This is a genomic window from Gordonia jinhuaensis (assembly GCF_014639795.1).
GTDB lineage: Bacteria > Actinomycetota > Actinomycetes > Mycobacteriales > Mycobacteriaceae > Gordonia_B > Gordonia_B jinhuaensis.
Window position 1 is genome coordinate 115,427 of record NZ_BMGC01000009.1, and the last position, 12,860, is coordinate 128,286.

The window sequence follows — 12,860 nt, forward strand, 5'->3', positions numbered from 1 at the left end:
AACGGGCATGCCGCGCGGCGAGGAGAAGTGATCTCCCACAGCAGTGGCTCCCCGAGCGGTGAGCGTCGACCTCAGGAGTGACATGAGTAACGAACCCGGCGACGCCGGTCAGCACAGCAACGAGCGGCCTGGATACGGCCAGCCCGGCTATGGATCGGGCTCCCCGCAGAACTCCGGTCAACAGAACTATGGCCAGCAGAATTACGGGCAGCAGAATTACGGGCAGCAGGGCTATGGCCAGCAGGGTTACGGCCAATCCGGCTATGGATCGGGTTCGCCTCAGAACTCCGGCCAACAGGGTTACGGCCAGCAGAGCTCGGGCCAACAGAACTCGGGTCAGCAGGGCTCGGGCCAGCAGGGTTACGGTCAGTCGGGCTACGGTCAGCAGGGTTCGAGCTACGGCCAGTCGGGTTCGTATGGCCAATCCGGTTCCACCGGTCAGCAGGGCGGATACGGCCAGGGCTACGGTCAGTCCGCTCCGGGCACCGCGACCCCCCAGAGCTACGGCGGTTCCAACTACGGTGGTTCCAACTACAGCGGCTCGAACTACGGTGGCTCGAACTACGGCGGCTCCCAGAATTACAGCGGGTATGGAGCTCAGGGGTACGGCCAGGGCTCGGCCCAGCAGACTCCGCAGGGATATGGCCAGTCCGGATACGGCTCGTATCCGACCGGACAGCAGCCGACCGGACAGCAGCCGTCGCAGTTCACCGGCAGCGGCGCGGCCCCCTCGTCACGGCTGAGCGGCGCGGGCGGAGTGTCCTCGTCGCTGCCGCTGATCCTGCTCGTGGTGGTCGGCGTGCTCGGCATCGTGAACCTGTTCATCGGTTTCGCCGATCTGATCAAGGTGCCCGATGGCGCGATCCAGGCCGAATCTCCGGCGGTCCTGCGCGATTCGGTGGCCGCCGGGCTGGCGCTGCTCGCCGGCGCCGGCTTCGTGGCGCTGACGGGTCTGCTTCCGGCGATCCCGCGCGCAAAGCTGAGCGTGGTCCCGGCCGGTCTGTCCGTCGCGGGCTTTCTGGTGACGCTGTTCTACATCTTCACTCTTCCCGATGGCGTCAAACTCGGACTCGGATTGATCCTGCTGCCGATCTTCGGCGCCATTCAGGCGATCACCGCGCTGGTGTGGCTGCTCATCGACGGCGGCATCATCAAGGTGGCCGGAGAGCCCGAGGCCCCCGCACAAGGATCCGCACAGGGCTACACACCGACCACGGGATACAGCGCGGGTTACGCGCCGACGACCGGCTTCGAGCAGCCGACCACCGAGAAGTCGGCACAGGGATACGGTCAGGGCTCGGGATACGGGCAGGGCTCGGCGAGTTCGCAGGGCTCCACGGGTTCACAGGGTTCCACCGGCTCACAGGGCTCCTCGGGTGCACAGGGCTCCGGGGGCGCACAGGGTAGTGGCGATTCGTCGGCGTACGGATACTCCGCCCCCCTCACGGCGGACGATGCCGAGAAGACCACCGCCATCACGTCGCCGAACACCGGCTCGCATGCACAGACCGGTTCTGCTCAGCACGCACAGTCGGCTCCCGGCCAGGCGAGCAGCAGCCAGTCGACCCCGGGACAGTCATCGGTGTCGGGTTCCACCCCGTATCCCTACGGCCGCGCGGGCACCGCGTCGTCGCCCGCCGATTCTGCACCGGACAAGACCACCGCATTCGGAAGTCAGGAGCGCGAGTCGGGGCACTGAACCGACTCGACTCATGCGATGAGATCCGTGGGGTGACCGTTAGGTGACATTCGTGCGGTGACGCCGAATGTCGACGAGGACGCCGAGGGACGATCCCTCGGCGTCCTCGTTTGCGTTGTGCAGCGTTCGCCCCAGCTCGGTTCGTCCCAGCTCGGCTCGTCCCAGCTCGGCGATCCCCGACTCCGGAATCCGGGCTCGGCAATTTCCGGCTCGGCAATTTCTTGCGCGTGAATTCCCTGTCATGAATTCCGGGTCGCGATCGTCGAGGACAGGAGAATCGTGCCGGCCGGGTTTTCCCAGGTGGAGTGGTTCGATCGGGTGCGGATCCGCAGTGGTGGCAATTGTCTGTTTGCGATCTGCTCGGCGCGCCTGACTGCGCTGCGCAAACGTCTTTGACACCCTCGAAGCCGATGACCGATCTACACGCAGAGAATCTGGCTGCGCGTCTGCGGCAGGTACGCCGTGACAGACGCGCCGCTCGCGTGACCCCGGGTTCGGCACGAGAACTGGTGGTCGTGGCGTTCGCGGTGCCCGTCGGCGCGGTGGTTCTGATGGCGCTGTGTTCGCTGATCACCCTGCTGGGTGCGGGTGAACGGCTCACCTCGCTCACCAGCAGTACCGCCTCGATGTGGCTCGCTGCCCATCAGGTGCCGCTCGACATCGCCGACGTGCGGCTCGGTGTTCTGCCGCTGCTACCCACGTTCGCGCTGGTGGCGGCGAGTGCGGCGATGACCCGTCGGGCCACCAGAGTTCGCGCGACACTCGGCGACCTCACCTCGGTGCTGCTCTCGGTGATCGGTGGCGGACTGCTGGTGACCGCACTGGCGCTCGCGGTGGTGATGGATGCCGCGACGGTGTTGACGGTCGCCGCACCCAACGCACTGGTCGCCTTCGCCTGCACCGCTGCGGTGTACGGGGTGGGGGCGGTGATCGGGCTGTCGATCGACCGTCGGGCGTCGATCGTGTCCTGGCTTGGTCTGGAGTCGTGGGCGTTGCGGGGCCTGCGCGCGGGCGCCGGCGCCGGCGTCGCGCTGCTGACCATGGCCGCACTGGTCCTCGCGATCCGGCTGGTGATCAATTCCGCCACCGGCGGTTCGCTGATCGGGGGCGGGCACGGATTCCTCGGCTACCTCGCGTTGACGGCACTGTCGATCCTGTACCTGCCGAATTTCGTCATCGGCGCGGCCGGTTATCTCGTGGGCGCAAAGGTCGAGCTCGGCGGTGCGGCGGGAGACCTCGTGAGTGGTCACGGCGGTGCGGTTCCGCCGCTTCCGGTGGTCGCCACCATTCCCGACGGCGGTGGGACACCGTGGACGATCCTGCTGCTGTCCATCCCGGTGCTGATCGGCGTGTGCTTCGGCATGGCATGTCGTGACCGGGACGGGGTACTCGCGGCCCGCAGTGTCGCTTTCGGTGCGGTCGTCGCCTCGACGCTGATGGTCGTGGCGGCGTCGCTGTGCGGCGGTGAACTCGGAGAGCTGGGGGTCGCCGGGGTCAACGTCCCCGCCGCCGGCCTGTACTGGATGCTGTGCCTGCTGCTGCCCGGGATGGCAGTCGTGGGACTCACGGCGTTGCTGCCGAACTCATGGCTCGCCACGGTGGACGTCGGTCGGCCGGTCCGTACCCGCCGGTCCCGCCCGCCCGGTCCGTGGGGCCGTATGCGACGCCGGCGGGCCATGCGACGCGACGGCCTGCGTCCCGACGGTGGGACCGCGGACAACGGTGCTGCTGACGAGAGTGATCCGGACGATCTGGATGACGACGACTTCGCTCCCGACGAGTTCGAGGACGCGGATCTCGACGCTGACGGTATCGATACCGATGCAGACGATGCCGAGGTCGACGACTTCAGCCCGGCCTTCGCCGACGACGACACCGCAGATTTCCACCCGGCATTCGACGGGGACACCGACGTATTCGATGCGGTCGATACCGACCCGCGTGATCTCGATCCCGCCGACGGAGACGTGTTCGACGGGGCCGACCTCACCGAGACAGACACTGGCGTCGCCGAGACAGACAGTGTCACCGACTCAGACAGCGACCCGGCCGCGGATACCGACGCCGGCGACCACGACGCCGACGACTATGACGCCGGCGACCACGACGCCGACCGGCACTGACCATCACCGTCCGTCCTCGTCGCACGCGGGTGGGGGACACCGGGCATCGGTATTGCTCGCCCCATTAGGCTCAGCGGTGTTGCCGAACCCGTCGCGAGGAGCCTGCGCTGTCCATGTCAGTCGAGCCCGAGTCCCAGCCCCCTGACTCCTCGCAGCACACATCCGAGGTGGCCGAGCCCCAGCGCGGCGGCCGACACGAGGACCGCGCGCCGATCGTGGTGCTGGCCAGCGGGACCGGAACGCTGCTCGAGGCGATCCTCGATGCCGCCGACGCCGAGGACTATCCGGCATCGGTGGTCGGCGTCGTCGCCGACCGGCCGTGCCGGGCCATCGAGGTCGCCCAGGCGCGCGGGATACCGGTCGCGGTGGTGGCACCCACCTCGTTCAGCGACCGCAGTCGCTGGGATCGCGCTCTCACCGAGGCGGTGTCGGACCACCGTCCGGCGCTGGTGGTCACGGCCGGATTCATGCGGATTCTCGGCTCGGTGTTCCTGGCCGCCCACGGTGGACGCATCGTGAACTCCCATCCCGCGCTGTTGCCCGCCTTCCCCGGTGCGCACGGAGTTCGCGAGGCGCTCGACTACGGCGTGAAGATCACCGGCGCGACCGTGCACCTGGTGGACGACGGTGTGGACACCGGCCCGATCCTCGCGCAGTCGCCGGTACCGGTCGAACCCGATGACGACGAGCAGCGGCTGCATGAGAGAATCAAGGGGGTCGAGCGCGCCCTCCTTCCGCAGGTGATCGGGCAGATCGTCACCAAAGGCGTTGTCTCCGACGGACGAAAGGCACACATCCGTGAGTGAACCCTCCGATCGCATTCCCGTTCGCCGTGCGCTGATCAGCGTGTACGACAAGACGGGCCTCGCCGAACTCGCCGCCGGTCTGCACGCGGCGGGTGTGGAGATGGTCTCCACCGGTTCCACCGCGAAGACCATTGCCGCCGAAGGGATTCCGGTCACAGAGGTGTCCGACCTCACGGGCTTCCCGGAGACCCTCGACGGTCGCGTCAAGACGCTGCATCCCCGTGTCCACGCCGGTGTGCTGGCCGACCTGCGCAAGCCCGCTCACCGCGACCAGCTCGACGAACTGGGGATCGAACCGTTCTCGCTGGTGGTGGTCAATCTGTATCCGTTCACCCAGACCGTGGCCTCGGGTGCCTCGCCCGACGAGTGCGTGGAGCAGATCGACATCGGCGGTCCGTCGATGGTGCGTGCCGCTGCCAAGAACCACCCCTCGGTGGCCGTGGTGGTCGATCCCGAGGACTACTCCGATCTGCTCGACGCGGTGGGATCGGGCGGATTCACCTTCACCGAGCGGGTTGGGCTGGCTGCCAAGGCATTCCGCCACACCGCCGACTACGACGTGGCCGTCGCGACGTGGATGGCCGGCTACACCGGCGACGACCCGATCACGCCGACCTGGGTGGGTCGCACCTGGGCGCGGACGGCGCAGTTGCGGTACGGGGAGAACCCGCACCAGAGCGCGGCGCTCTACGCCACCGATGCCCAGCAGCCCGGCCTGGCGCAGGCCTCGCAGCTGCACGGCAAGGAGATGAGCTACAACAACTACACCGACGGTGATGCGGCATGGCGTGCCGCGCACGACTTCAGCGATCCCGCCGTGGCGATCATCAAGCACGCCAACCCCTGCGGCATCGCGGTGGCCGACACCATCGCCGAGGCCCACCGCAAGGCGCACGCCTGCGACCCGGTGAGCGCCTACGGCGGCGTGATCGCGTCGAACCGTCCGATCAGCGTCGAGATGGCCGAACAGGTCGCCGAGATCTTCACCGAGGTCATCGTGGCGCCGGGCTTCGAGGACGGTGCGCTCGCGGTACTCACACGCAAGAAGAACATTCGCATTCTGGTCGCGGAGCCGCCGGCACGCGGTGGCGCCGAATTGCGTCCCATCTCCGGCGGACTGCTCGTGCAGCAGCGCGACATGATCGACGCCGAGGGCGATGATCCGGTCAACTGGCAACTGGTCGCCGGTGAGGCCGTGGACGCCGCAACACTGGCCGATCTGGAGTTCGCGTGGCGTGCCTGCCGGTCGGTGAAGTCCAACGCCATCCTGTTGGCATCCGACCGTGCCTCGGTCGGCGTGGGGATGGGACAGGTCAACCGGGTCGACTCGGCGCATCTGGCCGTCAACCGCGCCGGTGACCGCTCGCAGGGCAGCGTCGCCGCATCCGACGCCTTCTTCCCGTTCCCCGATGGCCTGCAGGTCCTCATCGCCGGCGGCGTTCGCGCCGTGGTGCAGCCCGGCGGTTCCATCCGCGACAAGGAAGTGATCGCTGCAGCGCAGGAGGCGGGTGTCTCGCTCTACCTCACGGGCGCACGTCACTTCGCACACTGAACCCGACGCAGGATCCTTCCCACACGACCCCCGGAACAGCTCCGGGGGTCGTGTGGCATCTGCGGCCGTTCCCGACCGCGCACGTTGTCTGCCTGTGGTCGTTGTGTGCCCGTGATCGTTGTGTGAACGAAACAACGTAAGGTTGCCTGCGCGAACAAGAGTTCATCGCTCGGCCAAGTAGACTTCACTGACCGGCCAGACTGGCGATGGTGGTGTGGGGGTGATGAGTGGCTGTCGAACTGGGCGATGAGGCATCGAGGCCACTCGCGCATTCCCACTCCCGTGATTCCCACTCCCGAGATTCCTCTGAAGCCTTCGATCCCTCTCGTCCCGGCGACGACACAGCCCTCGACACGGAGTCCCGGGGCGTCGGGGGCACCCGATTCGACGCGGTCGTGCGCTACTTCTCCCAGCCGCGCTGGTGGCTGGAGATCGTCCTCATCTGGGCGCTCTATCAGGGGTATTCGCGGATCCGCAACGTCGGCGGCAAAGATGTCGACCGGGCCTTCGCCAACGGACACTCGATCATGTCGGTCGAGCGCTTCTTCCACATCGAGATCGAGCCGGCGATCAATCACTGGGTTCATCGCAACGAGTGGGTCGCCAACGCCACTGCCTTCTACTACCAGGCGTTCCACTGGTACGCGACGGTCGCGGTGTTCCTCTGGCTGCTCTTCTTCCATCGGCGCGACGGTTACCGCCGGGGCTCGCTGGTCCTGGTGATCACCACCCTGGGCGCGCTGATCGGCTTCTATCTCGTGCCCGCGGCGCCGCCGCGGATGTACGGCGGCTATGTCGACATCATGGCCCAGACCGCCTCCTGGGGATGGTGGAGCGCCTCGGGCACACCCGGACCGCAGTCGCTGACCAACGAGTTCGCGGCCATGCCGTCGCTGCACTGCGGATGGGCACTGTGGTGCGGCACGATGATCGTTCTCTACGCCCGGTACCGGTGGGTCAAGGTGATCGGTGCGCTGTATCCGGTCGCCACGGCATTCGTGGTGGTGGCCACAGCCAACCACTACATCCTCGACGCCCTGGTGATCTATGTGATCTTCGCGGCGGCGATGCTGGTGGTCTACCGGCCGTGGCGATCGAGGGGCACCGACACGTCGTCGGAGACTGCGCTGTTGACTGCTGCGCCGTCGGATGATGCGGTGATCCTCACCGACAGCGAGACGTATCGGGCCGCGACCGTGCGTGCACGCGACGCACAAGACTCGTAGCGTGGAGGGGTGACGGCAGAAACGACCGAAACCCCCACACCCCGTACCGTCGGAGAACTACGCGCCTCCGGGCACATCCAGCGCAGCATCAAAGACGAGATCCGCAACAACCTGCTGACCGCCCTGCGTGAAGGGCGGGACCCCTGGCCCGGCATCCTCGGCTTCGAGTCCACGGTCATCCCGCTACTCGAACGCGCGCTGATCGCCGGCCACGACGTGGTGATGCTCGGCGAACGCGGCCAGGGCAAGACTCGACTGCTGCGGACACTGGTCGGTCTGCTCGACGAGTGGACGCCGGTGATCGCCGGTTCCGAACTCGACGAGCACCCATATGAACCGATCACGCCCGCCTCGATACGCCGTTCGGCGGATCTGGGCGACGATCTGCCCATCGAGTGGCGCCACCGCAGCGAGCGCTACAGCGAGAAGCTCGCCACCCCCGACACCTCGGTCGCCGACCTCGTCGGCGACGTCGACCCGATGAAGGTGGCAGAGGGCCGCAACCTCGGCGACCCGGAGACCATCCACTTCGGGCTGATCCCGCGCGGACATCGCGGCATCGTCGCCATCAACGAGCTGCCCGACCTGTCCGAGCGGATCCAGGTGTCGATGCTCAACGTGATGGAGGAGCGCGACATCCAGATCCGCGGGTACACGCTGCGTCTGCCGCTCGACGTGGTTCTCGTCGCCAGTGCGAACCCCGAGGACTACACCAACCGCGGACGAATCATCACCCCGCTCAAGGACCGCTTCGGTGCCGAGATCCGTACGCATTACCCGCTCGAGCTGGCCGACGAGATCGCGGTGATCGAGCAGGAGGCCGACCTCACCGCGACGGTCCCGCAACATCTGCTGGAGATCATCGCGCGCTTCACCCGACTCGTCCGCGACAACCCGGCGATCGACCAGCGTTCGGGGGTGTCGGCTCGCTTCTCGATCGCTGCGGCCGAAACGGTTGCCGCGGCGGCGCTGCACCGGAGCACGATCCTCGGCGAGGACGTTCCGGTCGCACGCATCGTCGATCTCACGTCGGTGGTGGAGGTGCTGCGCGGCAAGGTCGAGTTCGAATCCGGGGAGGAAGGACGTGAGGTGGAGATCCTCGAGCACCTGCTCCGGCGCGCGACCGCCGATACGGTGCGCGAGTATCTCGCCGGAATCGACATGGCGCCGCTGGTGACCGCGCTCGACTCCGGGGAGCCGGTGGTCACCGGTGACCGCGTGCGGGCAGCCGAACTGCTCGCATCGCTGCCCTCGCCCGACAGCACATCCGACGTGCTCGACGAGATCGCCGAACGCTTCGACGCCGACACCGAGGGCGAGCGGGCCAGCGCACTGGAACTGGCGTTGGAAGGACTGTTCCTCGCCCGCCGGATCGGCAAGGAAGCCGACGACACCGGCCAGACAATCTACGGCTGAGACGCTGCACCCGGGAGCGTGTCCGGGGGAGTGGATCGGTCCACGAGTTGTGCCCAACAGACGGGAGCCGTGATGGCCCGCAACAGATTTCATCGGACCCGATACCAGCGCTACAGTGGCGGACCCGATCCGCTCGCGCCGCCGGTCGATCTCCGCGAGGCGCTCGCCGAGATCGGCGACGACGTGATGGCCGGTGCATCTCCGCAGCGGGCGCTCCGCGAATACCTGCGCCGTGGCAGCCAGGACATGCGCGGCCTGGACAAGTTGCGGGAGATGGTCAACCGCAAGCGTCAGGAGCTGCTCGACAAGCGCAACCTCAACGGCACGTTCAACGAGATCCGCGAACTACTCGACCGCGCGGTTCTCGAAGAGCGCAAACAGCTCGCCCGTGACCTCGACGACGACGCGCGCTTCGCCGAGATGCAGATCGGCAATCTGCCGCCCTCCACAGCTGAAGCGGTGCGTGAACTCTCGTCGTATCAGTGGCGCAGCGCGCAGGCGAAGGCCGACTACGACAAGATCTCCGATCTGCTCGGCCGCGAGATGCTCGACCAGCGGTTCGAGGGCATGAAGCAGATGATGGAGAACGCCACCGAGGCCGACAAGCAGCAGATCACCGAGATGCTGGCTGACCTCAACAAGCTTCTCGCCAAACACAATCGAGGTGAGGACACCTCAGATGACTTCGAGCAGTTCATGGACGAGCACGGGCAGTTCTTCCCCGAGAATCCGCGCAACACCGAAGAACTCATCGATTCACTGGCCAAACGGTCGGCGGCAGCCCAGCAGTTCTACAACTCGCTGACGCCCGAGCAGCGGGCCGAACTCGATGCGCTCTCCGAGCAGGCATTCGGCTCGCCGGAACTGATGTCGCAACTGGCGCAGATGGATTCGGCTCTGCGGGAGGCCCGGCCCGGCCTCGACTGGGACAACGGTCAGGAGTTCTCGGGATCGGAGTCGATGGGTATGGGGCAAGGTGCCTCAGCGCTGGCCGATATCGCCGAACTCGATGCGCTCAGCGAGCAGCTGTCGCAGCAGTACGCCGGTGCGCAACTCGATGACGTCGACCTCGATGCGCTCGCACGTCAGCTCGGCCCGGAGGCGGCTGTCGACGCCCGCACCCTGGCCGAACTCGAGAAGGCACTCAAGGAGCAGGGGTTCTTCGAACGTGCCGACGACGGCGGCCTCAAACTGTCACCCAAGGCGATGCGGCAGTTGGGCCAGACCATCTTCCGCGACATCGCCGAACAGCTGACCGGACGCCGGGGCGAACGCCAGACCCGCAACAACGGTGCACTCGGCGAGCCCAGCGGGTCCACCCGAGAATGGGAGTTCGGCGACACCGAACCGTGGGACGTGACCCGCACCATCACCAATTCGGTGCTGCGGACGGTGTCGGAGAACCCCGAGGCTGCCGCGGCCGTGCGCGGTCTCATGCCGGGCGGGCTGAGCAACGGTGTGCGCATCGATGTGCGCGACGTGGAGGTCTCCGAGACCGAGGCCCGCACGCAGGCCGCGGTCACGCTGCTCGTCGACACCTCGTTCTCGATGGAGATGGAGGGTCGCTGGACCCCGATGAAGCGCACCGCGGTGGCGCTGAATCACCTGATCTCCACCCGTTTTCGCAGCGACGAGCTGCAGATCATCGCCTTCGGTCGGTATGCGCGCACCATCGACATCGGCGAGCTGACCGGACTGCAGCCGCGGATGGAACAGGGCACCAACCTGCACCACGCACTGATGCTGGCCGGTCGGCATCTGCGTAAGCACCCGAATGCGCAGCCGGTGGTGCTGATCGTCACCGACGGTGAACCCACCGCACATCTGGAACCCGATGGCACACCGTTCTTCTACTACCCGCCGCATCCGGCGACGTTGGCGATGACGGTGCGCGAACTCGACCACATCTCCCGGTTCGGCGCGCAGGTCACGTTCTTCCGGCTCGGCGACGACCCGAGCCTGGAGTACTTCGTCGACCAGATCGCGCGCCGGATCGGTGGGCGGGTGGTCGCACCCGACATCGACGGCCTCGGCGCAGCGGTCGTGGGCGACTACCTGAGCTCCAAGCGGGGGCGGCGCTGAGCCGCGGTGACAGGTGCTGTGCGCGTGGGGACGTCGGGGTGGGTGTACCCGCCGTGGCGTAAGACGTTCTATCCCGACGGCCTCGTGCAGCGCCGGGAACTCGAATACCTCTCGCGCACACTCAATTCCGTGGAGATCAACGGGTCGTTCTACTCATTGCAGCGGCCGTCGAGCTATCAGCGGTGGGCGCAGCAGACGCCGGCGGATTTCGAGTTCGCGGTGAAGGGGCCACGGTATGTGACCCACATGCGTCGTCTGGTCGACGTGGACGAGGCGCTGGCGAATTTCTTCGCCTCCGGGGTGCTCGCCCTCGGTGCGAAACTCGGCCCCATCCTCTGGCAGCTGCCGCCGACGCTGGCCTTCGACGCCGCGGTGATCCGCGACTTCTGTGCGCGACTGCCGCGGTCGACCGGCGAGGCGGCGCGCTGCGCGACCCACCACGGACCGGTGGTGGAAGGTCGAGCGTTGACGCACACCGACCTCGACGCCCCGATGCGACACGCGATCGAGCCGCGCCACCCCTCGTTCACCGAGTACGCGATGCGCGAGACGCTCGCGGGCACCGGGGTGGCGGTGGTCCTCGCCGACTCGGCCGGCACCTTCCCGGTGCTCGACGTCGACACCGCGGACTTCAGATACCTGCGACTGCACGGTGATGCCGAGCTCTACGCCAGCGGCTACACCGACGCCGCACTCGACGACTGGGCCGCGCGCGTGCGACGGATGCGCAGTGGCGGACACGGCAGGGCGGGAGAGGACGTGTACGTGTACTTCGACAACGACGCGAAGGTGCGCGCACCCTTCGACGCCGCCGGACTGCTGGCCCGCCTCGAGTGAACCTGCACCTCAGGCCAGCAACGCGGCGATCACGAGGATCACCGGGATGGCCACGAAGGTGGTGACCAGCGCGGCGTCACGGGCGAGCACCTGCCCGCGCCCGTAGCGGTTGGCGTAGACGAGGACGTTCTGTGCGGTCGGCAGCGCGGCGATGACGGTCTGGGCGAACAGGCTGTGTCCGGTCTCGCCGAAGACGAAGCGCGCCAGCACATAGACCAGCGCCGGCATCGCGAACATCTTCAGCACGGTCGCCAGCGCGACATCGCGCCGGGGGCTCTCGCCCTTCTTCAGCACGCTCACCCCGGTCAGCGACAGGCCGAACACCAGCAGCGCGCCGGGCACCGACATGTTTCCGAGCATGGTGATCGACGACAACACCGGGCTGGGCAGATGCCAATCGAGCGCCGAGAGGATCACGCCCAAGATCCCGCCGAGCACGATCGGGTTGGCGAACGGCGCGACCACGGTGTCGCGCAACGACAGTCGATGCGATCCCGAGCGCAGCGCTGTCAGATCCAGGGCGGTCAACGCGATGGGGGAGTACAGCACGATCTGGAACAACAGCAGCGGCGCGACGAATGACGAGTCGTGCAGGACGAAGGTGGCGATCGGGATGCCGAGGTTGGCGCTGTTGACGTAGGACGCCGCCAGCCCGCCGACGATGCTCTCGGGGATCTGGCGGCGCAGCACATAGCGGGCGATCACGATGTAGACCGCGGCGATGGCGAAGGCGCTGATCGCCGCGACTGCCAGTGTGGTCGAGAAGATCTGCGCCAGATTGCTTTTCGCCAACGACGTCAGTAGCAGTGCCGGTGTGGCGACGAAGTACACGAGCTTCGACAGCACCATCTGGGCGTCGCGACCGAGCAGGTCGGTGCGGCCGAGGACGTAGCCGACACCGACCACGATGAAGATGACGAAGAACCCCTGAAAAACCCCCAGCATCGACCGATGTGACCCTCAGGCCTGCGGGCGGTGGGAGTCCGGGACGGTGCCGAGTGGTGGCCACACATGCACGTCGGCCGACAACACGACGCGCCGAGCCGTCCGTACCGCGCAATGGGCGCGAGTCGGACGACCCGGCCCGCAGCTCACCTCATCACGCGCACACGACACGCA

The 12,860-nt window shown here is 67.2% G+C and carries 9 protein-coding genes; 8 read left to right on the forward strand and 1 reads right to left on the reverse strand.

The window, feature by feature from the left end; translation table 11 throughout:
* Positions 1 to 82 precede the first annotated feature (82 nt).
* The 8 genes from IEW22_RS08690 to IEW22_RS08725 all read left to right on the forward strand — a co-directional run bounded on the left by IEW22_RS08690 (position 83) and on the right by IEW22_RS08725 (position 11,741).
* Positions 83 to 1,699: a DUF5336 domain-containing protein gene (locus IEW22_RS08690; RefSeq protein WP_188586217.1), complete on the forward strand. Its 1,617-nt coding sequence runs from the start codon at positions 83 to 85 to the stop codon at positions 1,697 to 1,699.
* 410 nt (positions 1,700 to 2,109) lie between these two features.
* Complete coding sequence (locus tag IEW22_RS08695; protein ID WP_188586218.1) at positions 2,110 to 3,822, forward strand: cell division protein PerM; 1,713 nt, start codon at positions 2,110 to 2,112, stop codon at positions 3,820 to 3,822.
* Between the two features lie 113 nt (positions 3,823 to 3,935).
* Positions 3,936 to 4,628: a phosphoribosylglycinamide formyltransferase gene (gene purN, locus IEW22_RS08700; protein ID WP_188586219.1), complete on the forward strand. Its 693-nt coding sequence runs from the start codon at positions 3,936 to 3,938 to the stop codon at positions 4,626 to 4,628.
* Positions 4,621 to 6,180: a bifunctional phosphoribosylaminoimidazolecarboxamide formyltransferase/IMP cyclohydrolase gene (gene purH / locus IEW22_RS08705; protein WP_188586220.1), complete on the forward strand. Its 1,560-nt coding sequence runs from the start codon at positions 4,621 to 4,623 to the stop codon at positions 6,178 to 6,180. Before purN ends, purH begins: the two co-directional genes overlap by 8 nt.
* 227 nt (positions 6,181 to 6,407) lie before the next feature.
* Positions 6,408 to 7,406 carry a phosphatase PAP2 family protein gene (locus IEW22_RS08710; protein ID WP_229742317.1) on the forward strand — a complete coding sequence of 333 codons (999 nt, stop codon included), beginning with the start codon at positions 6,408 to 6,410 and terminating at the stop codon, positions 7,404 to 7,406.
* A 9-nt stretch (positions 7,407 to 7,415) separates the two neighbouring features.
* A complete protein-coding gene (locus IEW22_RS08715; RefSeq protein ID WP_188586221.1) occupies positions 7,416 to 8,822 on the forward strand; it encodes a sigma 54-interacting transcriptional regulator in 1,407 nt (468 codons plus the stop codon).
* Between the two features lie 72 nt (positions 8,823 to 8,894).
* Positions 8,895 to 10,904, forward strand: a complete 2,010-nt coding sequence (locus tag IEW22_RS08720; RefSeq protein WP_188586222.1) for a vWA domain-containing protein — start codon at positions 8,895 to 8,897, stop codon at positions 10,902 to 10,904.
* Positions 10,905 to 10,910: 6 nt separating this feature from the next.
* Positions 10,911 to 11,741, forward strand: a complete 831-nt coding sequence (locus IEW22_RS08725) for a DUF72 domain-containing protein (protein WP_229742318.1) — start codon at positions 10,911 to 10,913, stop codon at positions 11,739 to 11,741.
* A gap of 9 nt (positions 11,742 to 11,750) precedes the next feature.
* On the opposite strand, the gene IEW22_RS08730 is transcribed toward IEW22_RS08725, so the two are convergent.
* Positions 11,751 to 12,686 (reverse strand): AEC family transporter, encoded by a 936-nt coding sequence (locus tag IEW22_RS08730; RefSeq protein WP_188586223.1) that lies wholly within the window; start codon positions 12,684 to 12,686, stop codon positions 11,751 to 11,753.
* Positions 12,687 to 12,860: the final 174 nt, after the last annotated feature.